The 26066-nt window shown below is 73.9% G+C and carries 23 protein-coding genes and 1 pseudogene; 12 read left to right on the top strand and 12 right to left on the bottom strand.

Translation table 11 applies throughout. The features are described from left to right. Window positions 1-184: 184 nt before the first annotated feature. Both AB0M99_RS16215 and AB0M99_RS16210 read left to right on the top strand, forming a co-directional pair. Window positions 185-370, top strand: a pseudogene (locus AB0M99_RS16215) (MBL fold metallo-hydrolase); the annotation flags it as partial. Between the two features lie 215 nt (window positions 371-585). Further along, window positions 586-1896, top strand: a complete 1311-nt coding sequence (locus AB0M99_RS16210) for an MFS transporter (protein WP_365920999.1) — start codon at window positions 586-588, stop codon at window positions 1894-1896. 14 nt (window positions 1897-1910) lie between these two features. On the opposite strand, the gene AB0M99_RS16205 is transcribed toward AB0M99_RS16210, so the two are convergent. The 4 genes from AB0M99_RS16205 to uvrB form a co-directional block, all read right to left on the bottom strand. After that, the gene (locus AB0M99_RS16205) at window positions 1911-2894 is read right to left on the bottom strand and encodes a TerC family protein (RefSeq protein ID WP_365920745.1); all 984 of its coding nucleotides are present in this window, start codon (window positions 2892-2894) and stop codon (window positions 1911-1913) included. Window positions 2895-3142: 248 nt separating this feature from the next. Further along, window positions 3143-5104: a TerD family protein gene (locus AB0M99_RS16200; RefSeq protein ID WP_365920743.1), complete on the bottom strand. Its 1962-nt coding sequence runs from the start codon at window positions 5102-5104 to the stop codon at window positions 3143-3145. A gap of 28 nt (window positions 5105-5132) precedes the next feature. Further along, complete coding sequence (locus AB0M99_RS16195; RefSeq protein ID WP_365920741.1) at window positions 5133-5711, bottom strand: TerD family protein; 579 nt, start codon at window positions 5709-5711, stop codon at window positions 5133-5135. Window positions 5712-5823: 112 nt separating this feature from the next. Then, entirely contained in the window at window positions 5824-7974 is a 2151-nt protein-coding gene (uvrB, locus tag AB0M99_RS16190; RefSeq protein ID WP_365920739.1) for an excinuclease ABC subunit UvrB, read from the bottom strand. A gap of 291 nt (window positions 7975-8265) precedes the next feature. Here uvrB and AB0M99_RS16185 point away from each other — a divergent pair, with 291 nt between their 5' ends. The 3 genes from AB0M99_RS16185 (at window position 8266) to AB0M99_RS16175 (ending at window position 11322) form a co-directional block, all read left to right on the top strand. Beyond that, window positions 8266-9150: a glycerophosphodiester phosphodiesterase family protein gene (locus AB0M99_RS16185; protein WP_365920737.1), complete on the top strand. Its 885-nt coding sequence runs from the start codon at window positions 8266-8268 to the stop codon at window positions 9148-9150. Window positions 9151-9323: 173 nt separating this feature from the next. Beyond that, a complete protein-coding gene (locus tag AB0M99_RS16180) occupies window positions 9324-9896 on the top strand; it encodes a methylated-DNA--[protein]-cysteine S-methyltransferase (RefSeq protein ID WP_365920735.1) in 573 nt (190 codons plus the stop codon). A 136-nt stretch (window positions 9897-10032) separates the two neighbouring features. Then, a complete protein-coding gene (locus AB0M99_RS16175; protein WP_365920733.1) occupies window positions 10033-11322 on the top strand; it encodes an MFS transporter in 1290 nt (429 codons plus the stop codon). A gap of 3 nt (window positions 11323-11325) precedes the next feature. Here the strand turns inward: AB0M99_RS16175 and AB0M99_RS16170 are convergent, their stop codons facing one another. After that, window positions 11326-11703: a cupin domain-containing protein gene (locus tag AB0M99_RS16170; RefSeq protein WP_365920731.1), complete on the bottom strand. Its 378-nt coding sequence runs from the start codon at window positions 11701-11703 to the stop codon at window positions 11326-11328. Window positions 11704-11911: 208 nt separating this feature from the next. Between AB0M99_RS16170 and AB0M99_RS16165 the strand changes: the two genes are divergently transcribed. Together AB0M99_RS16165 and AB0M99_RS16160 are read left to right on the top strand one after the other, a co-directional pair. Next, a complete protein-coding gene (locus tag AB0M99_RS16165; protein ID WP_365920729.1) occupies window positions 11912-12850 on the top strand; it encodes a pseudouridine-5'-phosphate glycosidase in 939 nt (312 codons plus the stop codon). Continuing rightward, window positions 12847-13860 (top strand): PfkB family carbohydrate kinase, encoded by a 1014-nt coding sequence (locus AB0M99_RS16160; RefSeq protein WP_365920727.1) that lies wholly within the window; start codon window positions 12847-12849, stop codon window positions 13858-13860. The genes AB0M99_RS16165 and AB0M99_RS16160 overlap by 4 nt, the downstream gene beginning before the upstream one ends. A gap of 5 nt (window positions 13861-13865) precedes the next feature. Here AB0M99_RS16160 and AB0M99_RS16155 read toward each other — a convergent pair whose 3' ends face one another. Then, window positions 13866-14522, bottom strand: a complete 657-nt coding sequence (locus AB0M99_RS16155; protein ID WP_365920725.1) for a uridine kinase — start codon at window positions 14520-14522, stop codon at window positions 13866-13868. Between the two features lie 91 nt (window positions 14523-14613). Here AB0M99_RS16155 and AB0M99_RS16150 point away from each other — a divergent pair, with 91 nt between their 5' ends. Beyond that, a complete protein-coding gene (locus tag AB0M99_RS16150) occupies window positions 14614-16059 on the top strand; it encodes a WGR domain-containing protein (protein WP_365920723.1) in 1446 nt (481 codons plus the stop codon). Between the two features lie 81 nt (window positions 16060-16140). Here AB0M99_RS16150 and AB0M99_RS16145 read toward each other — a convergent pair whose 3' ends face one another. Next, entirely contained in the window at window positions 16141-16557 is a 417-nt protein-coding gene (locus tag AB0M99_RS16145; protein WP_365920721.1) for a cupin domain-containing protein, read from the bottom strand. 139 nt (window positions 16558-16696) lie between these two features. Between AB0M99_RS16145 and AB0M99_RS16140 the strand changes: the two genes are divergently transcribed. Beyond that, window positions 16697-17347 (top strand): DUF2293 domain-containing protein, encoded by a 651-nt coding sequence (locus AB0M99_RS16140; protein WP_365920719.1) that lies wholly within the window; start codon window positions 16697-16699, stop codon window positions 17345-17347. Window positions 17348-17353: 6 nt separating this feature from the next. Here AB0M99_RS16140 and AB0M99_RS16135 read toward each other — a convergent pair whose 3' ends face one another. Continuing rightward, window positions 17354-18013 carry a chaplin gene (locus AB0M99_RS16135; protein ID WP_365920717.1) on the bottom strand — a complete coding sequence of 220 codons (660 nt, stop codon included), beginning with the start codon at window positions 18011-18013 and terminating at the stop codon, window positions 17354-17356. Window positions 18014-18176: 163 nt separating this feature from the next. Here AB0M99_RS16135 and AB0M99_RS16130 point away from each other — a divergent pair, with 163 nt between their 5' ends. After that, window positions 18177-18725, top strand: coding sequence for a hypothetical protein (locus AB0M99_RS16130; protein ID WP_365920715.1), 549 nt, complete (start codon window positions 18177-18179; stop codon window positions 18723-18725). On the opposite strand, the gene AB0M99_RS16125 is transcribed toward AB0M99_RS16130, so the two are convergent. From AB0M99_RS16125 to AB0M99_RS16115, 3 genes are all read right to left on the bottom strand, one after another. Beyond that, the gene (locus AB0M99_RS16125) at window positions 18706-19911 is read right to left on the bottom strand and encodes an SWIM zinc finger family protein (protein WP_365920714.1); all 1206 of its coding nucleotides are present in this window, start codon (window positions 19909-19911) and stop codon (window positions 18706-18708) included. The two genes, AB0M99_RS16130 and AB0M99_RS16125, sit on opposite strands and share 20 nt — an antisense overlap. Further along, window positions 19908-22775, bottom strand: coding sequence for a DEAD/DEAH box helicase (locus AB0M99_RS16120; protein ID WP_365920712.1), 2868 nt, complete (start codon window positions 22773-22775; stop codon window positions 19908-19910). The genes AB0M99_RS16125 and AB0M99_RS16120 overlap by 4 nt, the downstream gene beginning before the upstream one ends. A 124-nt stretch (window positions 22776-22899) precedes the next feature. Then, window positions 22900-24261: a helix-turn-helix transcriptional regulator gene (locus tag AB0M99_RS16115; RefSeq protein ID WP_365920710.1), complete on the bottom strand. Its 1362-nt coding sequence runs from the start codon at window positions 24259-24261 to the stop codon at window positions 22900-22902. A gap of 182 nt (window positions 24262-24443) precedes the next feature. On the opposite strand from AB0M99_RS16115, the gene AB0M99_RS16110 reads away from it, so the two are divergent. After that, a complete protein-coding gene (locus AB0M99_RS16110) occupies window positions 24444-25061 on the top strand; it encodes a hypothetical protein (RefSeq protein WP_365920708.1) in 618 nt (205 codons plus the stop codon). Window positions 25062-25110: 49 nt separating this feature from the next. Continuing rightward, window positions 25111-25371 (top strand): DUF6343 family protein, encoded by a 261-nt coding sequence (locus tag AB0M99_RS16105; protein WP_365920997.1) that lies wholly within the window; start codon window positions 25111-25113, stop codon window positions 25369-25371. Between the two features lie 14 nt (window positions 25372-25385). On the opposite strand, the gene AB0M99_RS16100 is transcribed toward AB0M99_RS16105, so the two are convergent. After that, on the bottom strand, window positions 25386-25784 hold the full coding sequence (locus tag AB0M99_RS16100; protein ID WP_365920706.1) for a tetratricopeptide repeat protein: 399 nt from the start codon (window positions 25782-25784) through the stop codon (window positions 25386-25388). Window positions 25785-26066: the final 282 nt, after the last annotated feature.

The following is a 26066-nucleotide window of genomic DNA, read 5'->3' as shown; positions in this document are numbered from 1 at the left end:
GCACCCGAACGTGGCAAGTGTCCTGGCGAGGCGCCGACGCGGCGGCTGCCGCCCTGTCCGGTCCCACGAGGGGCATCGGCGACCTGCAACCGTTCGCCGACAACCTCGACACCGACCTGCTGGACTGCTCCGACAAGGGGACGGCGCGGGAGCGTCCCGGTGTTCGCAGGAGAGACCCCGGGACTTCCCGGGCGGCGTCGGCAACACCTGGGGCGACCCGAAGGCCTTCGCCAGCCTCATCGACGACGTCCAGCACAAGCTCTTCGAGCAGCTGCCCGACGAGGCCTGGGTCTACCCGGGCCACGGCAACGACACCACCCTCGGCGCCGAGCGGCCGCACCTGGCCGAGTGGCGCGAGCGCGGCTGGTAGCGGACGGCGCGGGGCACGGGGACGCGGTCAACACCGCGTCCCCGTGCACTCCTTTCGGTCGATGATGGCCGAACGCACACCCGGAGGGCCGGGGACGGGGTAATTGCTGCACCATGGCTCAAGACCCCTCCCCGCCGCTCTCCCCCTCCCCCGCCCCGATCCCTGCCCAGGCCACTTCCCCGGCCGCCTCCCCGGCTCCCGCACCTCCCCCCTCGATGCTGCGGCTCGCCTCGGCCTCCCTCGCGGGCACCGCGATCGAGTTCTACGACTTCTTCGTCTACGGCACGGCCGCGGCCCTGGTGCTCGGGCCGCTGTTCTTCCCGTCCTTCTCCCCGCTCGCCGGGACCCTCGCCGCCTTCGGCACCTTCGGGATCGGCTTCCTCGCCCGCCCGCTGGGCTCGGCGGTTTTCGGCCACATCGGCGACCGCTACGGCCGCCGCCCCGTGCTCCTCGGCTCCCTGCTCCTCACCGGCGTCGCCACCGTCGCGGTCGGCTGCGTACCGACGTACGGCTCCATCGGCGTGGCCGCGCCGATCCTGCTGCTCCTGCTGCGCTTCCTGCAGGGACTCGGGCTCGGCGGCGAATGGGGCGGGGCGGTGCTGCTGACCGCCGAGCACGCGCCCGAGCGGCGGCGCGGACTGTGGTCGAGCTTCCCGCAGATCGGCCCGGCGGTGGGGTTCCTGCTGGCCAATGGCCTGATGCTGGCGCTGTCCGCCGGCCTCAGCGACGGGCAGTTCCGGTCCTGGGGCTGGCGGGTGCCGTTCTGGGCCGCCGGGCTGCTGGCGCTGGCCGGGCTGTGGCTGCGCCGTACCGTGGAGGAGACCCCGCAGTTCCGTGCGCTCGCCGAGACCGGCCGCCGGGCCGAGGCCCCGCTGGCGGAGGTCGTACGGGGACACTGGCGGCTGCTCCTGCTCACCGGCGGCGCGCTCGCGGTCGGGTACGCCGTCTTCTACGCCGTGACCACCTGGTCCCTCGCGTACGCCACCGAGCACCTCGGGGTGCACCGCACGGTGATGCTCGCCTGCATCATGGTTGCGGTCGCGCTCAAGGGCCTGGTGACTCCGCTGGTGGCGCTGCTCGGCGACCGCTACGGCCGCCGACCCCTGTGCCTGATCGGCTGCGCGGCCTGCGCGCTGTGGATGTTCCCGTTCGTGGCGCTGCTGCGCACGGCGGATCCGCTGCTGATGACGCTGGGCTTCCTCGGCGCCCTGTTCGGGATGGTGACGATGTTCGCGGTGGTGGGCGCGTACCTGCCGGAGCTGTACGCACCGCGCATCCGCTGCACGGGCGCGGCCGTGGGCTACAACCTGGGCGGCGTGCTGGGCGGGGCGCTGACCCCGATCGTCGCAACGGCGCTGGCGGACGGTTCCGGTCCGCCGTGGGGCGTGGCCGTGTACCTGACCGGGATCGCCGTCGTCTCGCTGGTCTGTTTCGCCCTGCTGCCCGAGACGAATCCGATGGTCGTACGGGCCCGGGCGGGCGCGGGAACGCAAACGGGGGCGGCCGAATCGGCCGCCCCCGCGTAGCTCCGCGCCGCAGGTCAGGCGTCGATGCTCTCGGTGCGGGCGGCGGCCTCGGCCGCCGCCTGCTTCTTCGAGGCGATCAGGCTGGTGACTGTGGTGACCACCAGGACGCCGCAGATGACGCCCAGGGAGACGGGGATGGAGATGACGGGGACGTGCACCCCGCTCTCGTGCAGGGCGTGCAGCACCAGCTTGACACCGATGAAGCCCAGGATGATCGACAGGCCGTAGCTGAGGTGGACCAGCTTCTTGAGCAGGCCGCCGATGAGGAAGTACAGCTGGCGCAGGCCCATGAGGGCGAAGGCGTTGGCCGTGAAGACGATGTACGGGTCCTGGGTGAGGCCGAAGATCGCGGGGATCGAGTCCAGGGCGAACAGCACGTCGGTGGTGCCGATGGCGAGCATGACGACCATCAGCGGGGTCAGGACGCGCTTGCCGTTGTTCTCGATGAACAGCTTGGTGCCGTGGTACTTGTCGGCGACGCCGAACTTCTTCTCGACGGACTTGAGGAGGCGGTTCTCCTCGAACTCTTCGTCCTCCTCGTCCTTGCGCGCCTCCTGGATGAGCTTCCAGGCGGTGTAGATCAGGAACGCGCCGAAGATGTAGAAGACCCAGGAGAAGCTGGCGATGATCGCGGCGCCGGCCGCGATGAAGATGGCGCGCAGCACCAGGGCGATCAGGACGCCCACGAGCAGCACGCGCTGCTGGAGGTGGGAGGGCACCGCGAACTTCGCCATGATCAGGACGAAGACGAACAGGTTGTCCACGCTCAGGGACTTCTCGGTGATGAATCCCGCGAAGAACTCCTGGGAGGCCTGGCCGTTGCCGAAGAACCACAGGCCGAGCCCGAAGAGTCCGGCGAGGGCGATCCAGACGACCGTCCAGGTGCCCGCTTCCTTGATCGATACGTCGTGCGGTTTGCGGCCGATGAAGAAATCGGCGCCGATGAGCAGGGACAGACCGAGAATGGTCAGCGCCCACAGGGTCCAGGAAACTTCCATGGTGAACACGCCTCCGGCGGATGGCTCAGCACTTCGTCAGCGTCATCGCTGCCGGAGGTCTCTTCCACCCGGGCGGCCTGGAGGCCGTGGGCCGGCGCCCCGGGACCGACTGCGTTCTGTGAACCGAAGTCGTCCGTATTGACGGGCACGCCGTAGCAGGAAAGCAGGAATACTCCCCTCCGCCCTCAAAGGGTACCCGTAACGGGCCCATAAGGTAAAGGGAATCCCAAAGGACGGTCAGTGGATGGTCATCCCCGGTTCGTCTTCACCCTCTCCAGTGCCTGGTCGAGGACCCGGCTGCCCTGCGGCGGCAGGTCCGGCTCGAAGGTCCAGGCGTGGTGGACCCACGGGTCGGCGAGGTGGTCGTCCGGGACCGGGGAAAGCCTCATCAGCGAGCGCCACAGCGGGTCCAGCAGCGGCCCGTACGCCGAGGCCTCGTCACGGTCGGCGACCATCAGCAGGTGCACGCCCACCGCCGGACCCTCGTCGGCCAGGTAGCGCAACTGGGTGACGGCACGGTCGTCGAAACCGTGCGGGAAGTCGTGCACGATCAGCAGCTGGTCGGCCGTGTCCACATCGGCCGGCAGGTCCTCCGGGGCCCCGGCCCGCACCGCCATCTGTACGAGGTCCACGCGCCGGGTCAGCCGCGCCAGGGTCTGGGTGACCCCGGCGGAGCCCGCGGCGGGCGGCGCGGCCAGCACCCCGGCCCGTACCAGCGGCGCCAGCGAGGCGGCTCCGGCGCCGGCCGCGTCTATGACGTGGACGGAGATGCGGTCGGCGGGGTGGACCGCGAGCAGCCGTGCGGCGTGCGCGACGGCCATGTCCATGGCGGCCCGGCGCAGCCGGTCGGTGTCCATGGCCATCGCGGCCTCGGAGCCGGTGCGGCCGTTGTCGATCCACAGGCCGCGCTCCAGCGGGACCCGGACCAGCATCGGGATGCGCAGGTCGGGCCGCTCGGGGAGGTGCAGGTCGCCGAGGCGCAGCGCCAGCGGCGCCTCCTCGGGCGGCCCGGCCGTCCGGCCGTCGTGCCAGACGGGGTTGTCCCAGCGGGCGTACGAGGCCGGCAGCGCGGGCTCGATCACCTCGGACTCGGCGACGAGCTGCGCGAGGTCCCGGTCGAGCACGGCCCGGGCCTGCCCGACGAGCTCGTCGCGGCGCGCCCGGGCGGTGTCGCGGGCGGCGTTGCCCGAGCCGCCGAGGCGGTGGCGGGGGTCGGACAGAGCCTCGTCGAGCTCGCGCTCCATGCGGTTGTCGGCGAACTCGACGGCGCCGCGGTAGGCGGCGACCGCGCGGGCCAGGTCCTCGAACATGCCCCAGACCTGGTTGTAGAGCCGCTCCTCCATGGACCAGCCGGCGGCGTCGCCCGCGACGGGGCTCGGCGGCCGGCCGGGCTGCTGCGGCGGGGCCGCCTGCGGGGCGGGCTCGGGGGGCTCGGTGCTGGTGGGGCGGCGGCGCGGGTGGGCGTAGCTGATGGTCGCGTCGCCCGGGCCCGGTGCCGCGGCCGGTGCGGAAGCCGGGCCCGGGCCCGGGCCCTGGGCCTGGGCCGCGGCCGCAGTGGCGGGCGGCTGCGCGGGCGCGGGGCCCGGCGTGCCCGCGTAGGGGACTCCGGAAACCGGGACGGCGTCGGAGTCGGCCGCCACGGGGACGGGGTCCGCCGCGGCCGGAGCCGCGACGCAGGCGTGCACGCGCGCGGCCAGGTCGGCGGCGGCGGGGGCGCTGAGCCCCTGGTCGGTGAAGAGGGCGGGGAGCCCGTCTGCGTAGCCCTGGCCGACGGCGCGGACCTTCCAGGCCCCCTGTCGGCGGTAGAGCTCCAGGGCCACCACGGCGGTCTCCGCCTCCAGCCCGGTCAGGGTGTACTCGGCCAGCTCGGCGCCGTCCGGGCCCGCGACGGCCACGTGCGAGGCGGCGACGGCCCCGAACCGGGCCGGGCCGCCCGGGGGCAGCGAGAGCAGGACGGCGACCCGGTGCACCCCGGCGGCCACCGCGTCGAGGTCGACGGCGAATCCGTGCCGGGCGGCGGCCCCTTCGGGTGCCTCGATGCCCGGAAGGCCGCGCGCACCGGGGTGCGCGACGTCCTCCGGGCCGGTCACGGTGCCCCGCTCGTCCCCGAGCGAGGCCAGGGCGAGCACCGGGGTGCCCGCCGACACCGTGATCCGCACCCGATGTTCGGACAGGGCGTGGTTCTGCCCCCGGACCAGTTCGGCCGCCATCGCCTCGTCTCCCCCCGTTCCTCTTCGCTTACAGGTGCGGCAGGATCGACGGCATCAGGTCCTGGAACGTACGGCCGTTGGCCGGGTTGCCCAGGGCCGTCATCTGCCAGCCGCTGCCGACGCGCGACACCTTCGCCATGATCTGCGCGGTGTACTGGCCGCCGCCGTCGAGGGTGTAGCGGGCCAGCTCCTGGCCGTTGGTCTCGTCGACGATGCGGCAGAACGCGTTCTGCACCTCCTGGAACGTCTGGCCGGTGAACGAGTTCACCGTGAAGACGATCTGGTCGATGTGGACCGGCACGCGCTGCAGGTCGACGAGGATCGACTCGTCGTCGCCGCCCTGGCCGACGCCGCCGACGAGGTTGTCGCCGGTGTGCCGGACCGAGCCGTCGTCGCTCTGCAGGTGGCGGAAGAACACCACGTCCACGGGCTGCTTGTCGGCGAAGAGCACCGCCGATGCGTCCAGGTCGATCTCCCGGGTCCGCGAGCCGAACAGCCCGCGGCGCTTGGCCGCCTGCCAGCCGAGGCCCATCCGGACCGCCGTCAGGGTGCCCCCGTCCGCCTTCTGCAGACTGATGGCCTGACCCTTGGTCATGTTGACCGTCACGCGCTGTCCCCTCTCCATAGCCCACCCCGATCGGCGGGCGCGCAGCGTGTACCTACAGCTCCAGGGCATGTCGAGAACACGCCCTGGCCCAACCCTACTGACCGGCCCCGGGTCAGGCGAGGCCCGCTTCCTTCATCTGCCGCAGCTCCTTCTTCAGCTCGCTCACCTCGTCCCGGATCCGGGCGGCGACCTCGAACTGCAGCTCCGCGGCCGCGCCGCGCATCCGCTCGGTCATCTGCTCGATGAGTGCGGCCAGCTCCGCGGCCGGACGGTCGGTCAGCACCTCGGCGGCCTTGGCGCCCTTGGCGCCCTTGCCGGCCGTCTTGCCCTGGGCCGTCGCCTTGCCGCCGAGCGCGGGGACGGGGGCCTTGGCTCCCTTGCCCTCCTTGCCCTGCCGGTAGCCGGTGCCCAGGAGCTGCTCCGTGTCGAGTTCCTCGCGGGCGATCGTCGCCACGATGTCGTTGATCTTCTTGCGCAGCGGCTGCGGGTCGATCCCGTTGGCCGTGTTGTACGCGACCTGCTTCTCGCGGCGGCGGTTGGTCTCGTCGATGGCCTGCGCCATCGCCGGGGTGATGCTGTCCGCGTACATGTGGACCTGGCCGGAGACGTTGCGCGCCGCGCGGCCGATGGTCTGGATCAGGGAGGTGCCGGAGCGCAGGAAGCCCTGCTTGTCGGCGTCGAGGATCGCCACCAGCGACACCTCGGGCAGGTCGAGGCCCTCGCGCAGCAGGTTGATGCCGACCAGTACGTCGTACTCGCCGGCCCGCAGCTCGCGCAGCAGCTCGATGCGGCGCAGGGTGTCGACGTCGCTGTGCAGATAGCGGACCTGGATGCCGAGCTCCAGGAAGTAGTCGGTGAGGTCCTCGGCCATCTTCTTGGTGAGGGTGGTGACCAGGACCCGCTCGTCCTTCTCGACGCGCGTGCGGATCTCGTGGACCAGGTCGTCGATCTGACCCTCGGTCGGCTTGACCACGACCTCGGGGTCGATGAGCCCGGTGGGGCGGATGATCTGCTCGACGAAGCCGTCGCCGCGGGAGAGCTCGTACTTGCCGGGGGTGGCCGACAGGTAGACCGTCTGGCCGATCCGCTCCTGGAACTCCTCCCACTTCAGGGGACGGTTGTCCAGCGCGGACGGCAGCCGGAAGCCGTGGTCGACCAGGGTCCGCTTGCGCGAGGCGTCGCCCTCGTACATCGCGCCGATCTGCGGCACGGTGACGTGCGACTCGTCGATGACGAGGAGGAAGTCCTCGGGGAAATAGTCGATGAGGGTGTTGGGGGCGGACCCTCGCTCGCGGTCGTCCATGTGCAGGGAGTAGTTCTCGATCCCGGAGCAGGACCCGATCTGGCGCATCATCTCCAGGTCGTAGGTGGTGCGCATGCGCAGTCGCTGCGCCTCCAGCATCTTGCCCTGCTTCTCCAGCTCGGCGAGGCGCCCGGCCAGCTCGGCCTCGATGCCGGCGATCGCCTTCTCCATGCGCTCGGGGCCGGCGACGTAGTGGCTGGCGGGGAAGACGTACAGCTCGCGGTCCTCGCTGATGACCTCGCCGGTGAGCGGGTGGAGGGTGGAGAGGGCCTCGATCTCGTCGCCGAACATCTCGATGCGGACGGCCAGTTCCTCGTAGACCGGGAAGATCTCGATGGTGTCGCCGCGCACCCGGAAGGTGCCGCGGGTGAAGGCCACGTCGTTGCGCGTGTACTGGATGTCGACGAAGCGGCGCAGCAGCTGGTCCCGGTCGATCTCCTCGCCGACCTTGAGCGCGACCATCCGGTCGACGTACTCCTGCGGGGTGCCGAGGCCGTAGATGCAGGACACGGAGGCGACGACGATGACATCGCGCCGGGTGAGCAGGGAGTTGGTCGCGGAGTGGCGCAGCCGCTCCACCTCCTCGTTGATCGAGGAGTCCTTCTCGATGTACGTGTCCGACTGCGGTACGTAGGCCTCGGGCTGGTAGTAGTCGTAGTACGAGACGAAGTACTCGACGGCGTTGTTCGGCAGGAGCTCGCGGAACTCGTTCGCCAGCTGGGCGGCGAGCGTTTTGTTGGGTGCCATGACCAGCGTGGGGCGCTGGAGCTTCTCGATCATCCAGGCGGTGGTCGCCGACTTGCCGGTTCCGGTCGCGCCGAGCAGCACGACATCCTTCTCACCTGCACGGATGCGCTTCTCCAGCTCGGCGATGGCCGCCGGCTGGTCGCCGCTGGGCTGGTAGGGGCTGACGACCTCGAAAGGCGCCACCGTGCGTTCGATCTTCGATACGGGCCGCATGGGTCAACCGTACGACCCCCCACTGACACTCACGCCTCCCCACGGGATCCCGATGTCCGGCGGGTCCGCCGCGGAGCGGTCGGTTCCGGTCGGTACCGGACGGGTCCGTTCGGGTCCGATCGGTTCTGGTCCGTTTGTCGTAGTTCGGTGGCGGCCCGGTGATCTTCAACCCCATGATCGCCATGAAGCAGCTCTCCCTGAAAACGCATCACGCAAGTGCATCGCCGCAACGTCTGTCGCTCCACGCCCGTTTGAGGCGGGAGCAGGTCTCACGACCCGAGGAGAACGCGCATGTACGTCCGACCCGCCGCCGCGGCCACCGCCGCCTTCCTGGGCCTCACCCTCACCGTGCTGGGCGGGACGGCCTCCTCGGCCGCCCCCGGGCCGGACGGATTCACCAACCCGATCGTGTACGCCCACCGGGGGGCTTCGGCGTACGCCCCGGAGAACACCCTGGAGGCCATCGACCTCGCCATGCGGCTGGGCTTCGACTGGGTGGAGAACGACGTCCAGCGCACCAAGGACGGCGAGCTCGTGGTGGTGCACGACGACACCCTGGCCCGCACGACCGACGTCGAGCAGGTGTTCCCGGACCGCAAGCCCTGGCGGATCGCCGACTTCACGGCGGCGGAGATCGCGCGGCTGGACGCGGGCAGCTGGTTCGGCCCGGAGTTCACGGGGGCCCGCGTGCCGACGCTGCGCGAGTACCTCGACCGGGTACAGCGCAACCAGCAGCGGCTGCTCCTGGAGATCAAGAAGCCGGAGCTCTACCCCGGGATCGAGGAGCAGACCCTGCGGGTGCTGGACCAGGCGGGCTGGCTGGACGAGCAGCACGTGTCCCGCCGCCTCGTCGTCCAGAGCTTCGGCGCCGACTGCGTCCGCATCGTGCACGGACTGCGCCCCGACATCGTGACGGCCTTCCTCGGCACCCCCTCGGTCGCCGACCTGCCCCGGTACGCCGCCTTCACCGACCGGATCAACCCCTGGCACACCACCATCTCCCCGGACTGGGTGGCGGCGGTGCACGGCCTGCGCGGGGCGCACGGCAAGGCCATGGAGGTGGACACCTGGATCGTGGACGACCCGGCGACCGCCCGGAAGGTCCAGGAGATGGGGGTCGACGGGATCATCACCAACAAGCCCGACGTCGTGCGCGACGCGGTGGGCGGGTACTGACGCGCGCCGCCGGGGCCCGGGCGCCGGGCGGATCGGGGCCCGGGCCGGGCGGAGCGGGTCCGGGCCGGGCGGAGCGGGTCCGGGCCGGGCGGAGCGGGTCCGGGCCGGGCGGAGCGGGTCCGGGACGTCCGGAGCCGGGCCGGGCTGTCGGTGGCGGGCCGTACGGTGGACGCGTGGACAGCACCGAGCGGCCCCGCGGGCCGCACCTGGAATGGACCGTCGTCGACAGCGACCCCGTCGGCATCGGACCCCTGCTCCTGGCCGCGACCCCGGAGGGACTGGTCCGGGTCGAGTTCCATGCCGGGCCGGACCGGGTCGAGGAGATGATCGGCGCGCTGGTCTCCCGGCTCGGCGCCGACGCCTGGCGTCCGCCGCCGGGCGGGGAGGTCCTGCTCGCCGAGCCGGTGCGCCAGCTGGCCGCGTACTTCGCCGGAACCCTGCGCCGCTTCGAGCTGCCCCTGGACTGGCGGCTCAGCTCCGGCTTCAACCGGCAGGTGCTGCTGGAACTGGACCGCTCGGTCCCCTACGGCGCCGTCGTGGGGTACGGAGAACTGGCCGCCCGGGTCGGACAGCCCGGCGCGGCCCAGGCCGTGGGCAACGCCATGGGCTCCAACCCCCTGCCCCTCGTGGTGGCCTGCCACCGGGTCGTGGAGAACGACGGCGGCATCGGCGGCTTCGGCGGCGGGGTGGAGACCAAGCGCATCCTGCTCGCGCTGGAGGGAGTGCTTCCGCAGCCGCTGTTCTGAACCCGGGCCGCCTGACCGGTGCATTCCCGGTTCCCTCCCGCCGTGAGGGGTGCGAAACTGCCGCCGTGACCACTCCCCCGGCCGCAGGCCCCGCAGCGCCCGTACGCCGCCCGCACCCGCGAAGCGGGTGTACGGCGTGAGCACCCTGCCCCGCACCGAGCGCCCGCTTCGCCCGGTCGACCCGGCGGACCTGCCCCGGCTGCGGCGGCGCACCTCCGGGGTGCTGATCGCCAGCCAGATGCTGGGCGGCCTCGGCGTGCCCATCAGCATCGCCCTGGCCCCCGTGCTCGCGACCGAGGTCAGCGGGACCGAGGCCATGTCCGGCTTCGCCTCGACCGCCGCCGTCATCGGCACCGCCGTGGTCTCGCTGCCGCTCGCCGCCCTGATGACCGCGCGCGGGCGCCGTCCCGGGCTGGTGCTGGCGTACGCGATCGGAGCCGCCGGCGCGGCGCTCGTCGTCCTCGCCGCCACGGTCAAGAGCATGCCGCTGCTGCTGCTCGGCATGGCCGCCTTCGGCGCCGCGTCCTCCGCGAACCTCCAGGCCCGGTTCGCCGCCGCCGACCTCGCGCCCGCCGACCGCCGCGCCCGGGCCATCTCCGTCGTCGTGTGGGCCTCCACCATCGGCGCGGTGCTCGGACCCAACCTCTCGGCCCCGGCCAGCCGCAGCTTCGCCGGCACCTCCATACCCCAGACGGCGGGCCCCTTCGTGTGGGCCGGCGCCGTCTTCCTGCTCACCGGCGCGCTGATCGCCGTACTCCTGCGGCCGGATCCTCTGCTCACGGCCCGGGCCCTGGCCGGGCCCGAGGAGCAGACCCCCGCGGGACGCTCGCTGCGCGCCGGGTTCGCCGCCGTCAAGGCCTCCCCGCGGGCGCGCCTGGCGCTGGTGACCGTCGCGGTGTCCCACACCACCATGGTCTCGATCATGGTGATGACCCCGGTGGACCTGGGCCACCACGGCGCCGGGCTGGAGCTCATCGGCCTGGTCATCAGCGGTCACATCGCCGGCATGTTCGCCTTCTCCCCGCTGATGGGGTGGCTCGCGGACCGCCTCGGCCGGCTGTCCGTGATCGGACTGGCCGCGGGACTGCTCTCGGTCGCCGCGCTGCTCGCCGGCACGGCCGGGCCGAGCCACGCGCAGAGCGCGCTCGGCCTCTTCCTGCTCGGCCTCGGCTGGTCCGCCGGGATGGTGTCCGGCTCGGCCCTGCTGACGGACTCGGTGCCGCAGCCCGCGCGGGCCGCCGTACAGGGCCTGAGCGACCTCACGATGAACACCTCCGCGGGCGTGGGCGGCGCGGCCGCCGGCCTGGTCATGTCCCAGGCCGGCTACGGCTGGCTGAACGTGATCGGCGCCGCCCTGCTGCTTCCGATGGCGGCGCTCGCCCTGTTCACGGCCCGCCGCCACCCCGTCGCCAAGGACGGTCGGTAACGGTCAGTAGCTGATGTGGTAGGCCTTGCGGAGCGTCTCGTGCACCGTCCAGGTGGTCCTGTCGCCCTCCCGGAGCACGCAGGCGGAGCCGGGGCCCACCTCCAGGGTCTCGCCGCCCTCGACCTCGATGGTGGCGCGGCCGCTGACCACCACGAAGAGCTCGTTGGCCTCCACGTCCGTGACCACGCCGGGGGTGATCTGCCAGATCCCGCGGACCTGTGAACCGTCCTCGGCCTCCCACAGCACGCGGCCCGTCACGACGGGCTCGCCGGAGAGGATCTGGGCGGGGTCGAGCGCCTCGGTCTCCAGCTCCGAGTCCGGGATCCCGGGTACGGAGACGGCGAAGGAGGCGGGGGCGGCGCTGTGGTCACTGGTGCTCATGGCGGGCAGCCTAATCCGGCCGCCCCGCGCGCCGGGGTGACCAGAGCGTCCAGCAACGCCCCTGTCGGCCAGTCACCCTGTCCAGGCCGGAGGCGGCGCAGCCGCGGCGTTTCGGCCGGGGCGGGCGGCGCGCGGGTCACGTGCACGTTTCCCGCCGGTGTGCGCCGAGCGCGTTTGGGCGGGTGGATCCCGTGCCATGGATGGGGACATGTCACAGCACACAGCAGCTGCGCCCCAGGTCCCGGTCCTGTCGGAAGAGGTACGCGAGGCACTCGCCCGGCGCCGGCCCGTGGTGGCCCTGGAGTCGACGATCCTCGCGCACGGCCTGCCCCGCCCCCGCAATCTGGCGGTCGGCGTGGAGCTGGAGGCCCTGGTCCGGTCGGAGGGGGCGGTTCCGGCAACGGTCGCGGTCATCGACGGAGTGCCGTACGCCGGTCTCGACAAGGCGCAGCTGGAGCGGATCGCGGGCGGCGAGGGCGTGCGCAAGCTCGGCCACCGCGATCTGGCGCCCGCCCTCGCGACGGGGGCGACGGGCGCGACGACGGTGTCCGCGACGGCCTTCCTGGCCGCCCGGGCGGGGCTACGGGTCTTCGCGACGGGCGGGCTGGGCGGCGTACACCGCGAGTGGACCCGGACGCAGGACGAGTCGGCGGACCTGTCGCTGCTGGCCCGGACCCGCATCACGGTGGTGTGCGCGGGGGTGAAGTCGATCCTGGACGTGCCGGCCACGCTGCAACGGCTGGAGACGCTGGGCGTGGGGGTGCTCGGATACGGGACGGAACGTTTTCCCGGGTTCTACCTGGCCAGTTCCGGGGAGCCGGTGGACTGGACCGTGCACCGGCCCGAGGAAGTGGCCGCGGTGATGGCGGCCCAGGACGCGCTGGGCGGCCCGGAGTCGGCGCTGCTGGTCGCCAACCCGGTCGCGGAGGCCGAGCAGTTGGACCCGGAGCTGCACGACCGGGTGCTGGCGGAGGCGCTCGGGGAGTGCCGGGAGCGCGGGATCACGGGCCAGGCGGTGACTCCGTTCCTGCTGGGCCACCTGGTACGGGCCACGGGCGGGGCCTCGCTGGAGGCCAATCTGGCGGCGGTACGGGGGAACGTACGGCTCGGGGCCCGGATCGCGGGGGCCTGGGCGGAACGGGCATGACCGGGACGGGGGCGGCCGGGGGGCCGGGCTCCGGCTCCGGCTCCGGAGCGGGAGCGGGAGCGGGAGCACGGGCCCCGGCTCGGGCGGAAGCCGCGGCCGGGGCGGAGCACGCGGCCCGCCCCGGGGCGCTGGTGGTCGTCGGGGACGTGGTGACGGACGTGGTCGCGGTGCATCCGGAGCCACTGGCTCCGGCCACCGACACCCCGGCCCGGATCCGGACCCTCCCGGGCGGCGCCGGGGCCAACGCGGCCTGCTGGGCTGCCCGCTCGGGCGCGGCCGAGGTGCGCCTCCTCGCGCGGGTGGGCACGGAATCGGCGCGGTGGCACGAGCAGGCGCTGCTCGACGCGGGCGTGCTGCCGCGGCTGGTGGTCGATCCGGCCGAGCCGACGGGGACGGTGGTCGCGCTGGTCGGCAAGGACGCCGAGCGGACCTTCCTGACCGACAGCGGGGCCTCGCTCAGGCTCTCCCCCGCCGACTGGGCGCCGGAGCTGCTGGACGGCGCCGCCCGGCTCCATCTGTCCGGCTACCTGTTCTTCGCCGACAGCAGCCGCGAGCTGGCCCTGGTCGCGCTACGGGCCGCCCGCGCCCGGGGGATCCCGGTGAGCGTCGACCCGGCCTCGGCGGGGTTCCTGGCCGCGCTGGGCCCGGAGCGCTTCCTGGACGCCGTGGCGGGGGTCTCCGTACTGCTGCCGAACGAGGACGAGGCCCGGCTGCTCGCGGGGGCGCCGGCGACGGCCGGGGCGGCCCGGGCCGCGGCGGAGCTGAGCCGGCGGGTGCCGCTGGTGGTGGTGACGCGGGGCGCGGGCGGGGCCCTGGTCGCCGAGGGTGGCCGGGTGACGGCCGAGGTCGCCGCCGAGACGGCGCTGGCGGTGGACTCCACGGGCGCCGGGGACGCGTTCACCGGCGGGTTCCTCGCGGCCCTGCTGACGGGGGCGGACGCGCCGCGGGCCGCCGCGCAGGGCTGCCGGGCGGCGGCGCTGGCGGTCGCCCGGCTGGGCGGGCGACCGTAGCGGAGTCAGCCGCTTTGCGGTCCGCGCAGCCCCGTCCAGGCGGGGTGGCGCGGGTCGTCGGCGCGGACGAGGACGTCGGCCCGGTCCGCCGGGTCGGTCTCGGCCTCGTACCGCTCGAAGGCGGGCAGGGTCCAGCGCGCGGACTCCTCGGTGCGGCGGGCGAGCGCCCCCGGGGAGAGCCGGACGTGCACGCTGAGGTCGAAGGGGAACCAGTGGCCCAGCAGCATGGGGCCGTGCACGATCACCACGCCGTCCGGCGGGAGTTCGGTGTAGGGACTGCGGGTCGCCCGGTCGGTCGCCGGGTCCCACAGGTCGGGCAGTACGCGTCCGGTGCCGCCGGGGTCGGTCGGGCCGAACACCTCCCGCCAGAGCGCTGCCGTGTCGTACCAGCCGCCGAGGTAGGAGTCCACGTCCTCGCGGCCGAACTCGAAGCGCAGGGAGGCCGGGCGCAGGAATCCCTCGGCCGGCACCACCAGCACCGAACGGCCGCGCAGGCGCAGGGCGTCGGCGAGTTCCCCGGCCAGCACGCCGGTGCCGGCGGCGGGGGCGCCGTCGATGCCCACGCGCTGCCAGGCCGCCTCCGCGGGGGTGGCACCGCGCTCTTCGAGGTGACCGGCGAGCCGCTCGGCCATCCGCTGCCATGTGATCGCTTCCAGCTGCACCAACCCATTGTCAGTGGTGGCCCTTAGCGTTTTTCACGAGGGATCACCGGCGCACAGGGGCCGGCGGCCCGGCCTTGGGGAGGGGTCTGTCATGGCTCGGGAGACGACGTATCTGGAGCTGTCGCAGGAGGGTGGCGGCGCGCACAAGTTCTACGAGGTGACCGTGGACGGCACGGCCGTCTCGGTGCGGTACGGACGCATCGGCGCCGACGGCCAGTTGCAGAGCTCCTCCTTCCCGACGGCCGAGAAGGCCCGCGCGGCGGCCGCCAAGAAGATCGGCGAGAAGGTGCGCAAGGGTTACGCCCCGGCGGAGCGCGGGGTGCGCGCGGCCCGGTCGGTGACGCGTCGCCAGGTGACGTCGGCGCCGTCGACGGCGCGCGCGGTGGCCCCGGTGCTGTGGCGGTTCCGTACCGGCTCCTCGGCCTTCGGGATCCATGTTGACGAGGACCGCTGCTGGGTCGGCAACCAGGCGGGGGACGTCTACACGCTGAGCCACGGCGGTGAGGTGCTGGCCCGGTATTCGCTGCCGGACGGGGTGAAGTGCCTGGTCGCGGACGAGTTCTGGATATACGCGGGCTGTGACGACGGCACGGTGTACGACCTGTCGTCGAAGGTGCCGTTCGGGGCGTACGACATCGCGGCGGACGTGGACATCTTCTGGCTCGACATCCGCGAGGGCGTGCTGAACGTGTCCGACCGCAGCGGCGGGCTCACCGTCATCGACCACGAGGACGAGTTCCAGTGGTCGCGGCGGTCGGCCGGTTCCAACGCGTGGATGGTGCGTGCGGACGCGGACGCCGTCTACCACGGGCACAGCAAGGGCGTGACGGCCTACGCCCCGGACGGCGGCGCGCAGCTGTGGCACACCGAGACCAGCGGGTCCGTGCTGTTCGGCTGGCAGGAGGACCACGCTGTGTACGCGGGGACCGGGCGCAACCAGGTGCAGCGGCTGTCGAAGGCGACGGGCGAGGTGGAGGCCTCGTACCGGTGCGATGCGGCGGTGTACGCGTGCGCGACCTCGCCGGACGGGCGGCACGTGTTCGCCGGTGACTACACCTCCTCGGTGTACTGCTTCGACGCCGACGGGCGGCGGCTGTGGAAGCTGAGCACCGGGTGCGGGTCGGCGCTGTCCATGCAGTACCTGGACGAGCGGCTGTATCTGGTGACCACGGACGGGTCCCTCGTCTGCGTGGACGCGAGCGAGGCGGCGATAGCCGCGGCCCAGCAGGGTTCGGTGCCGACGGCGGTGGATGTGAAGTCGGCGGCCGCTCTGCCGGTGTTCACCCCGGCGGCCTCGGCGGCCGCGGTGGCGACGGTCTCGGTGGCCGCGGCGCCCGCGGGCGGCGTGGTGGTGGAGTGCGTGCAGCAGGGCGGCCGGATGCGCGTGCAGGTGGTGTCGGGGGGCTATGAGCCGTCCTGGAACGTGCAGTTCCCCCGCGGGATCCGGGAGGCCGGCGCCCGGTACGTGGTCGACGGACTCCACGCGGCCTCGGGGGGCTTCTACCGGGTCCGCGGGGAGATACGCCGCCTCGTGTGAGCCCGGCGCGGGCTCCCCTCGGGACATCGCGGACCCCACAGGACATCGGGCAGGACGTCAGGCGGGACATCACGCGGGACATCACGCGGGACATCCTGGGCATGCGCACGGCGCGGCCCCGTGCGGGGCCTCGGCGGGTACCGCGAAGGGGGCGTCGTCGGCCAGCGCGCAGGTCACGTAGAGCACGACCGGTTCGGTGCCGAGGTTGCGCCCGAGGTGGACGTGGCGGCGGCCCGCCGGTTCGACGAAGCTGGCGCCGGCGCGGTGCACCACGACCGTGTTGTCGTGCAGGATCCTCGTCAGCGTCCCGGACTTGACCACAGCTATCAGCGGGACCCGGTGGTAGTGCCAGCCGGTGCAGCCCCCGGGTTCTATGACGACCTCGCGGGCCATGAGGTCTCCGGTGGCCGCCGCCCCGGTGGCCGCCGCCCTGATGGCTGCCGCCTTGACGGCCGCCGCCTCCTTCGGGCGCCGCGCCGTCGACTGCCGTCCACCCATGTGTTCCTCCTCCATGGGCCCGCCGGGCCCACTCGACCGAAGGTAGGAGGACATCACGACGTAGGGGAAGAGTCTGTGAAAGTGCAACTACCCATCCCTACAAGGTGATATACGGCCCGAACGGCGGTATCACTTCGCCATGAGCATGGTGGTGTTCGAGTCACTTAAGCAGATCAACTGCGCGGAGTGCAGGCAGGGTCCGCTCCGGCATCTCGTCCGCGAGGCCGGTGTGCCCCGTTGCCTGGACTGCGCCGACCTCGGGCATCTCGTCTACCTCCCGCGCGGCGACGCGGCCCTCACCCGCCGGGCCCGTGAGGCCAGTTCGCTCTCCGCCGTCGTCGTCCGCTTCCACAGGCGCCGCCGCCGCTACGAACGCCAGGGGCTCCTCGTCGAGGACGCCGCGCTCGCCCGCGCCGAACGCTCCTGCCTCGCGGACGCGGAGGCGCGGGCCCGCCGCCGGGAGCGGGACCGGCTGCGCCGGGCGGCCGAGGACACCCGATTCACGGCGGCCTTCACCGCGGAGATCCTGCGGCTGTTCCCCGGGTGCCCGGCCGACCGGGCGGCCGCGATCGCCGCCCACGCCTCGCTGCGCGGGAGCGGCCGGGTGGGCCGCAGCGCTGCGGGCCGGGCCCTCGACGAGCCGGCCGTCTCGGTCGCGGTCCGGGCGGCCGTGCGGCACACCGACACCGAGTACGACGCCCTGCTGATGGCGGGGGTCCCGCGGTTCGCGGCCCGCGCCCGGCTGGCGGCGCGGATCGACGCGATCCTGGACGGGTGGCGGCGTCCCTAGGCGGCCCTAGGCGAGGCGGAAGCGGCGGTAGAGGAGCACTCCGCCGAGGAGCAGCGCGCCGCCGCCGGGCAGCAGGTAGCCGACGCCGTCGGCTCCGGTGTGGGCGAGCGCCGGGCCCCGCGGCGGGGCCGGCGGGGTGACCGGGCGCACGACGGCCGGCGGCTGGGCGGGCTTGCCCCCGCTGGGGGGTGCACCGTTGACGGAGGTGTTGCCGGAGGAGGTGTTGCCGACGCCGACGACGCTCACCGAGTTGCCGCTGATGTTCAGCGGTACGTCGACGGGGAGCCGGAGCCCGTTGCCGGACAGCAGCCCCGGAGAATCCTTTCCGCGCCCTTCGGCGACCGCTCCCCCGCCGTTCCCGGCACCCCTGCCGGAGCCCGGTTTCGAGGAGTGCGCGGACCCTGACGACGGATGCGAGGGCCGGGGCTCGGGATGTCCGTCGCCCTTGCCCGGGCCCGCGTTGACGCAGCTGTTCCCGGCGGCCGAGTTCAGCACGCCGACCACGCTCACCGTGTTCCCGCACACGTTCACCGGGGTGTGCACGGGCAGTTGCACCAGGTTCCCCGACAGCAGTCCCGGCGAGCGCTCGGCCCGCCCGCCCGCGTCCGCGTCGGCGTAGGCGAAGCCGCCCGCCCCGGCGACCGCCAGTCCGCCTCCCGCAACCACCGCCGCGATCAAGCCATTCCGACGACTGTGACGCATCAGTTTCCCTGCCTTCCGGAGGAGTCAGCGGGTGTTGCACCCGCACCGGAAACAACGCCGTAAACCCATATGGGTTATAGAGCCGGTACGCATTTCACTCCATCGTGTACTGGGTACTCCGTACTTCATGACTGATCGCCCGCTGCTCCTCCTCGACGTGGACGGCCCCCTGAACCCCTTCCGGTCGCACCTCGCGGGCCTGCGCGGATACACCGGTCACCGGATGCGCCCGGACGTCTGGATGGCCCGCCGCGCACCGGATTCCCGCAGCGCCCGCCGCGGCCTGCGGGTGCGCCTGCACCCCTCCCACGGCCCCCGTCTGCTGGCCCTGCCCTTCGAACTCGCCTGGGCCACCACCTGGATGCACCAGGCCAACACGATGATCGCCCCGCACATCGGACTTCCCGCTGATCTTCCTGTCATCGAATGGCCGGAACTCTTCGCCCGCGACCCCGACGGCCTCTCCTGGAAGACCCGTCCCCTCCTCGACTGGGCGGCCGGCCGCCCCTTCGCATGGGTGGACGACATGATCAAACCGAGCGACCGCGCCTGGGTCGCCGCCCACCACCCCGCCCCGGCCCTCCTCCTGCGCATCCACCCCCGACACGGCCTGCGCGACCGCGACTTCACGGCCTTGACGCGCTGGGCCGCGGAGATCAGCGCAGCAGGGCGGTGACCGGGTCCGGGGACGGGCGACCGGTGGGCCACCAGTCCTCGTCGTCCGGACGGGACTCGTAGCCGTACCAGAGGGCGTCGCGGCCCAGGCGGAGTTGGCGGGTGCGGTCCGTGAGCCGGTTGCGGTGGGGCCGGAACGAACCCTGCGAGGCGGCCAGGAGGGCCGGACGGGCCCGGTCGAAGGGGCCGGCCGGGGGATCCCAGGGCTCCTCCAGGGCGGCGAGCGCGCCGAGGCCGCCCTGGCGCCAGGCCGCCGCTGCCCGCGCGAGGTCGGTGGTGCTGCGCCCGGTGGCGCGGGCCAGATCCCGGTAGAGGGCGCGGGCGGCGCCGGTGAGCCCGGCCGTGGGGTGCGCGGAGGCCAGCCGGACGGCGTCCTGCCACAGGGTGAGCCCGCCGGTCGGGTCCTCGGCGGTGGTGAGCAGCGCCAGGGCACGGGCGGCCGCATCGGCGGCGAGCTGGTCCAGGGCGAGGGGATCCGGAGCCGCGGGGTCCGCCGGGTAGGCAGGCGGCAGCCCGACGGAGGCGGGCGCGCCCAGGGGGGCCGGCAGCAGCGGCAGGCTCGTACGGGCCAGGGCCGCGCGAGCGGGCACCCCGGGGAAGTCCGGTGCCGTGTCGGGCTGTTCCCGGGCGGCGTGCGCCGCGCTGCGCCGGGCCAGCTCGTCCAGCAGCTCCCGCTCGCCCCGGCCGCGCAGGAGCAGCAGGACGAACGGATCGGCATCGAGCAGACGGGCGGCCCGGTAGCAGAGCGCGGCGGCGTGCTTGCACGGCGGACGCGCGACGTCCGGGCAGGAGCAGCGCGGGGCGAGCTCGCCCCGGCCGGGCAGGATCGTCTCCGCGAGCGACTCCGGAACCTCCCGCTCCAGCAGCGCCGCCAGCGCCGTCGGGTCGGCCGCGACCTCCTCCAGCAGCTCGCGCCACTCGGCGTCCGCGAAGGCGGGCAAGGACAGTTCGGTGCGGTAGGGGCGGGGCCGGCTGCCCCGGACGTACGCCACGATCCGGCCGGGGGTGATCGTGACCGCGTCGACATGCCCCTCGACGGCATACACGCGCCCCCTGGTCAGGCGGGCCGGATCCCGGGACACCGATTCGAGGGCCGACACCCAGGCGCGGCCCCACCAGCTGACGGGCTCCACCCCGGCGGGCACGGTCTCGAAGGTGCGACGGCGGTCGTCCCGCGCGGTGATCATTCGGGCCTCCGCAGCGACACGAGGTCCGCCAGCTCGCGGTCGGTCAGCTCGGTCAGCGCCGACTCCCCGGAACCCAGCACGGCATCGGCCAGCGCCCGCTTGGCCTCCAGCATCTCGGCGATGCGGTCCTCGACGGTGCCTTCGGCGATGATGCGGTGGACCTGGACGGGCTGGGTCTGGCCGATGCGGTAGGCGCGGTCGGTGGCCTGTTCCTCGACGGCGGGGTTCCACCAGCGGTCGTAGTGGATGACGTGTCCGGCGCGGGTGAGGTTGAGGCCGGTGCCGGCGGCTTTGAGGGAGAGCAGGAAGACGGGGACCTCGCCGGCCTGGAACCGGTCGACGAGCTCCTCGCGGCGGGCCACCGGGGTACCGCCGTGCAGGAGCTGGGAGGAGATCCCGCGCGCGGTGAGGTGCCTCTCCAGGATCCGGGCCATCGTCACGTACTGGGTGAAGACCAGCACCGAACCGCCCTCGGCCAGGATCGTGTCGAGCAGCTCGTCCAGCAGCGCGAGCTTGCCCGAGCGGTGCGCGATCCGGGAGGCCCCCTCCTGCACGTCCTCCTTCAGATACTGCGCCGGGTGGTTGCAGATCTGCTTGAGCGATGCCAGCAGCTTCATGATCATGCCGCGTCGCTCGATGCCCTCGCTCGCCTCGATCACGGCCATCGCCTCGTCCACCGCGGCCTGGTAGAGCGAGGCCTGCTCCCGGGTGAGGGAGACCGGGTGGTCGGTCTCGGTCTTCGGCGGCAGCTCGGGCGCGATCCCCGGGTCGGACTTCTTGCGCCGCAGCAGGAACGGCCGTACCAGCGCCGCCAGCCGGGCGACCGCCGCCTCATTGCCCCCGTCCTCCTCCTGCTGGTGCTCCACCGGGCGGGCGTGGCGGGCCCGGAACGCGGTGAGCGGCCCGAGCAGCCCCGGCGTGGTCCAGTCGAGGAGCGCCCACAGCTCGGAGAGGTTGTTCTCCACCGGGGTACCCGTCAGCGCCACCCGGGCCGGCGCGGGAATGGTGCGCAGCGCCTTGGCGGTCGCCGAGTACGGGTTCTTCACGTGCTGGGCCTCGTCCGCGACGACCATGCCCCAGCTCTGCTCCGCGAGCCGGGCGGCCGCCGCCCGCATGGTCCCGTAGGTGGTGAGGACGAAGCCCCCCGCCAGGCCCTCCAGGCTGCGGCCCGCGCCGTGGAAGCGGCGCACGGGCGTACCGGGCGCGAACCGCTCGATCTCCCGCTGCCAATTCCCCAGCAGGGACGCCGGACACACGACGAGCGTCGGCTCGGGGCGGTCGCGGTGCAGGTGGAGCGCGATCAGCGTGACCGTCTTGCCCAGGCCCATGTCGTCGGCGAGGCAGCCGCCGAGCCCGAGCGAGGTCATCAGGTCCAGCCAGGCCAGACCCCGCGCCTGGTAGTCGCGCAGGGCGGCCTTCAGCCCGGCCGGCTGCGGCAACGGCGCCAGCTCCCCCGTCAGCCGCTCGCGCAGGACGGCCAGCGCCCCCACCGGAACGGCCTCCACCGGCTCGCCCTCGACCTCGGCCGTCCCGGTCAGTACGGCGGCCAGCGCGTCCACCGGGTCCAGGAGGCCCAGCTCCCGCTTGCGCGCCTTGCGCACCAGCTCCGGATCGACCCGCACCCACTGGTCACGCAGCCGCACCACGGGGCGGTGGGCCTGCGCGAGCGCGTCCATCTCCCCCGGCGTGAGGCGGTCGCCGCCCAGCGCCAGCTCCCAGGAGAAGGCGAAGAGCTGGTCGGCGTCGAAGAAGGGCGTGCCGTCGGTGGCGGAACCGGGTGCGGTGGACCGTACGACGGCGGTCGCCGACAGCGTACGGGCCAGCTCGCGCGGCCAGTGGACCAGCACCCCGGCCGCGGCCAGCCGGGGAACGGCCGCGCCCAGCAGGTCCTCCAGCTCCGGGTCCGACAGCGCCAGGACATCGGGAACGGGCTGGTCCAGCAGGCGCAGCAGGGGCGGCCAGACGCGCGCGGCCCGGCGCAGCGCGAGCACGGCGTCGATCCGGGCACGCGGCCCGAACCCGGCGGCGGCCGCTCCCGCCCACAGCAGACCGGCGTCCGTGACCAGCGTCGGGTCGGCGAGGCTGTGCACCTGGACGACGGCCGCGCCGGCCCGGTGGGTGTCCTCGTCCTCCGCCTCGTCGAAGAGGCGCAAGGCGGAGAGGTCGAGCCGCAGCGAGATCCCCACTCCGGTGTCGGCTCCGGCGGCCACCTGCGCGGCCCAGTCCTGTATCCCGGGGACGCGCTGCGGCTCCTGCGCGGCGAACGGCAGCCCGGCCGCGAAGGGCGCGGCCGGGGTACGCGGCAGGCTGTCGGCGACGGCGTCGAGGAACGCCCGGACCAGCGCCTCCGGTTCGGGCAGCTGGAGCGGGCGGCGGCCGGCGAGCGGGGTGGCGTACCCCTCGTGCGGGAGCGCGGCGGCGACCGCCCGGAGGTGGCCCACGTCCTGGGCGTCGAGCGGCCCGGCCCGCCAGGCATCGATGCCGTCGGGGGTCAGCCCGGGCAGCAGCCGGCCGCGCGCGACGAGGGAGAGCGCCTGGATGGCGGTGGTGCCCCAGGCACGGGTGGCGGGGTGCGCGGCGGCGCTGCGCGCGGCCCGGACGAGCAGCGGCAGGGCCGCGGTCACGGTCAGGGTGACGGCGGGGACGGTCCGGCTGCGGACTCCGCCGCTGTCGCCGTGCGGGCGTACGACGGTCAGCGGTGCCGGTGTCCCCGCGGCGGGCAGCGGATCGCCGTCGGGAGCCCAGAAGGCCACGCGCCCCTCGCGGGGCACGGCGCCGGGGAGGAACACGGCGGCGTGCCGCAGCAGCGCCTGCTCGGACGGCTGCGCGAGCGCCTGTGCGGACGCTCGCGGTTCGGCTGTCATGGTCTGTCCCCCTCCCCCGGCTCATACGGATCCCCTGCGCCCCGATTTTAGGCGCGGCCACTGACAACGCCGCCCACCTGCGAAAACACCGGGGCCAGCACCGCACTTTTCGCGCTGCGGCCGGTCAGCGGGCCCAGCGGCCCTGTTCCGTCGCGTAGCCGTAGACGGGACGGTTCGCCGCGGCGCTCGTGCGCAGCGGGCGGCCCCCGTCGTCGATGCGCAGGGTCCCGGAGCCGGCCGGCCCGCTCCAGCGCAGGTCGAGGGACCAGTCGCAGTCGCAGCCCGTCGTGACGGCCTCCACCCGCAGCACCACCGGCTCCGCCGCCGAGACCCGCAGCGGGAAGGCCGGGGCCGGGACCGGGTCCCCTGCGTCGTTCCCGGCGACGGGCCTGGCCAGCGGGCGCGGCGCGTCGAGGTTGACGGCGAAGCCGGCCGGGGTGAGGCCCCCGCCGCAGCCCTGCGACATCTGGTAGACGTTCCAGGCCGGCGGGGTCCTGCGCGCGGCGACCCGCACCTCCAGGTCCTGGAGGACCACGGTGCCGGAGCCCGTGCCGTGCAGGGTCACCTCCACGATCTGCGTCCCGGCGTGCACGGCCGCGCGCGCTGCCGCCCAGGCAGGTGCGTCGGCCTCCACCGGCGGTGCGGGGACGGCCCGGGGATCCTGCGCGGAGAGGTAGGCGTGGTCGCAGCCCGCGGTCCACACGTGCGTCCGTACGGCCGCACGCAGGGGTACCGCTCCGGGCGCCGAGGACGCCGCTGGTGCGGACGTCCCCGCGGCGGACGCCCCCGACCCGGGACCTGCGCCCGCCCCCGGCCCCGGACCCGCGCCGGGTTCCGCCCCCGGGTTCGACGCCGAGGCCGTCGCGCCCGTCGGTGCCGTCCCCGGCGCGGTGCCCGGCCCGGTCCCCGGACCCGTCGCACCCGTCGCACCCGCCGCCGACCCCCCGGGCTCCGCGGACGCCGTCGGGATCGGCCCCGGCCCGGCCGTCGCGGTGTGGCGCCCCGGCCCCGCCGCGGCCAGCACCGCCACCGCTACGGCGCCCGCCGTCAGCCCCGCCGCGGCGACCACGGCCTCGCGCCGCCGGTACCAGGGCCGCCGCGGCGCCGGCTCCCGGCCCGGAGCGGCGGATCCGGCGACCGCCGCCACCACCTGCTCCGGCACCTCCGCCACCGGCTCGGCCTCCGCCTCCGGCTCGGCCTCCTGCGGCAGCGCCCGCGCCAGGGCCCGCCGCCGCGCGTCCGCGAGCAGCCAGGCCCGGTGCAGCTCCACCGCGTCCGCCGGCGCGGCACCGCAGGCCCGGGCGAAGCGGTCCACGGCCGCGAACTCCGTCGGCACCGCCTCCCCGTTGCAGTAGCGGTGCAGGGTCGACGTACTCGTGTGCAGCCGGCGCGCGAGGGTCCCGTAACTCAGCCCCGCGCGTTCCTTCAGCTCCCGCATCAGCCGCGCGAACCCCTGCGTCTCCGCCGACCGCTCCGCCTCGCCCACGGCGTTCCCCCGTCCCGTGACTCCGTTCCATGCAGGGGGTGTTCCCCCAGGTGACAGCACGTACGGCCGTTCCAGTGTCCCGAATCCGCCGCAATCCGCGGTCCGACACCCCGGACCCGGGAAAGGCTCTTCACACGGAGCGACCGCACCGACCGCACCGACACCAACGGGGAGTACCGACCATGTTCCGACGCACCACCACCGCCGCCACCACGGCCTTCGCCGCCCTCGCGGCGGCCGCCGCCCTCCTGCTCACCTCCGGGGCGACCGCCACCGCCGCGAGCGCCCCCGGGTTCATCAACGGCACTGACCTGCCGCCGCACCCCACCTCACCCTGGTACGCGGGCAAGGTCGCCCAGGGCCTGCCCGAGTTCACGCCGTTCTGCCTGGACGGCGTGCTGCCGGTGCAGGGCAGCTGGCACCGCGACTTCGGCACCGAGTACGACACCGGCGCCGTCCAGATCTCGGTGCGCGCCGCCTCCGCCGCGGCCGCCGCCAAGCTGGCCACCGCGCTGGAGCGCAAGGTCGCGGGCTGCGCCGCCGACTGGCTGCGCACGACCCCGGGCGGCACCGCCTCCTGGCAGGACTACGGCAAGCTCCCCGTCGAGGAGGGCGCGCACGTCTACGGGGTGCACACCTCGATCCCGGACTCCGAGCCCGGTGTCCACCTGTACGGAATCGGACGCGACGGCTCCACCGTGACCGTCGTCCAGTGGGGCCAGATGGGCAACCTCGCCGACGCCCCCGTCCCCGCGTTCAAGAAGACGACCACCACGGCCGTGAACAAGCTCAACCCGTAAGGCGCACGGCGGTGGGACCATGGACATGAGGCGAGCCGAGGCGATGTCCATGCGTTCGGGAAACGAGCCGGTGACCGCCCGCAGTCCGCTGCGGTTGCGGTTCTGGCTGAGCCTGTGGGGGCTGATCTGGGCCGCCGCCGGGGCGGCCGCGTTCTCGCTGGCCGGCCGCCCCGGATGGGCCGCCGCCTGCGGGGCGCTCGCGCTGCTCGCGGCCGCGGACCTGGCCGTCGTACTCCGCCACATCCACCAGGGCCCGCACTACCAGCCCGGCCGCGAGATCCCCCCGTACGAGCCCCCGCGCCGCGGCTAGGCCATCCCCGGCGGTCAGTCCTCGAAGCGGGCCGCGGCCAGGTACTCCGGCTGGGGGTCCAGGGCGGCCGCCAGCCGGAAGTGCCTGCGCGCCTGGTCGGGCCGACCCGAGCGCTCATGGGTGCGGGCCAGTGCGAAGTGGGCGAACGCGTTGTCCGGCTCCCGCTCCAGTACGAGCTCGAACTCCAGCGCCGCCGGCCGGAGTTGGGCAGCGGCGAAGAAGGCGCGGGCCCGCAGCAGCCGGGCCGCCGTGTTCTCGGGGTGCGCGGCTATGACCGAGTCGAGCAGTTTCACCGCGCCCCGCGGGTCGCGGGCGGCGAGCAGCTGCTCGGCGGCCCGGAAGTCGATGACGTGCGTCTCGGGGCTCGCGGAGCCGGACGGCCGGCCTTGCTGCGGGGGCGTGGTGTCGGACACGGTCTGTCCTACCTTCTTGGTGGGTTCGAACTGGTCATTCGTAAGATCGGTGGGGCCCAGGGGCTCTGGGCATGGCTGTCATGGTTGAGCCGAGTGGATGGCTTAAGGAACATGGCCACCCGGAGCCCCGCGACGACTCGACCGCCAATTGGGATTTGCGGCTTGATCGCTTCGTAGGACTACGTCAGCGAGGTCGTCTGCGGGATGGACTGACGACGAGCTGACGGAGGTGGCCGTGCCCCAGATCTGGGCCGGAATGGATATCGGCAAAGAGCATCACCA

Origin of the sequence: Streptomyces sp. NPDC051183 (assembly GCF_040682455.1) — a bacterium.
Taxonomy (GTDB): domain Bacteria; phylum Actinomycetota; class Actinomycetes; order Streptomycetales; family Streptomycetaceae; genus Streptomyces.
This window is presented reverse-complemented; position numbering and strand designations above follow the sequence as displayed.

Coding starts and splice junctions, on each gene's coding strand:
- AB0M99_RS16140 (WP_365920719.1), top strand. CDS start 16,697: ATGAGCATGGTGGTGTTCGAGTCACTTAAGCAGATCAACTGCGCGGAG.
- AB0M99_RS16150 (WP_365920723.1), top strand. CDS start 14,614: ATGGCTCGGGAGACGACGTATCTGGAGCTGTCGCAGGAGGGTGGCGGC.
- AB0M99_RS16165 (WP_365920729.1), top strand. CDS start 11,912: ATGTCACAGCACACAGCAGCTGCGCCCCAGGTCCCGGTCCTGTCGGAA.
- AB0M99_RS16130 (WP_365920715.1), top strand. CDS start 18,177: ATGACTGATCGCCCGCTGCTCCTCCTCGACGTGGACGGCCCCCTGAAC.
- uvrB (WP_365920739.1), bottom strand. CDS start 7,974: ATGCGGCCCGTATCGAAGATCGAACGCACGGTGGCGCCTTTCGAGGTC.
- AB0M99_RS16185 (WP_365920737.1), top strand. CDS start 8,266: ATGTACGTCCGACCCGCCGCCGCGGCCACCGCCGCCTTCCTGGGCCTC.
- AB0M99_RS16145 (WP_365920721.1), bottom strand. CDS start 16,557: ATGGGTGGACGGCAGTCGACGGCGCGGCGCCCGAAGGAGGCGGCGGCC.
- AB0M99_RS16160 (WP_365920727.1), top strand. CDS start 12,847: ATGACCGGGACGGGGGCGGCCGGGGGGCCGGGCTCCGGCTCCGGCTCC.
- AB0M99_RS16200 (WP_365920743.1), bottom strand. CDS start 5,104: ATGGCGGCCGAACTGGTCCGGGGGCAGAACCACGCCCTGTCCGAACAT.
- AB0M99_RS16120 (WP_365920712.1), bottom strand. CDS start 22,775: ATGACAGCCGAACCGCGAGCGTCCGCACAGGCGCTCGCGCAGCCGTCC.
- AB0M99_RS16105 (WP_365920997.1), top strand. CDS start 25,111: ATGCGTTCGGGAAACGAGCCGGTGACCGCCCGCAGTCCGCTGCGGTTG.
- AB0M99_RS16110 (WP_365920708.1), top strand. CDS start 24,444: ATGTTCCGACGCACCACCACCGCCGCCACCACGGCCTTCGCCGCCCTC.
- AB0M99_RS16170 (WP_365920731.1), bottom strand. CDS start 11,703: ATGAGCACCAGTGACCACAGCGCCGCCCCCGCCTCCTTCGCCGTCTCC.
- AB0M99_RS16125 (WP_365920714.1), bottom strand. CDS start 19,911: ATGATCACCGCGCGGGACGACCGCCGTCGCACCTTCGAGACCGTGCCC.
- AB0M99_RS16205 (WP_365920745.1), bottom strand. CDS start 2,894: ATGGAAGTTTCCTGGACCCTGTGGGCGCTGACCATTCTCGGTCTGTCC.
- AB0M99_RS16210 (WP_365920999.1), top strand. CDS start 586: ATGCTGCGGCTCGCCTCGGCCTCCCTCGCGGGCACCGCGATCGAGTTC.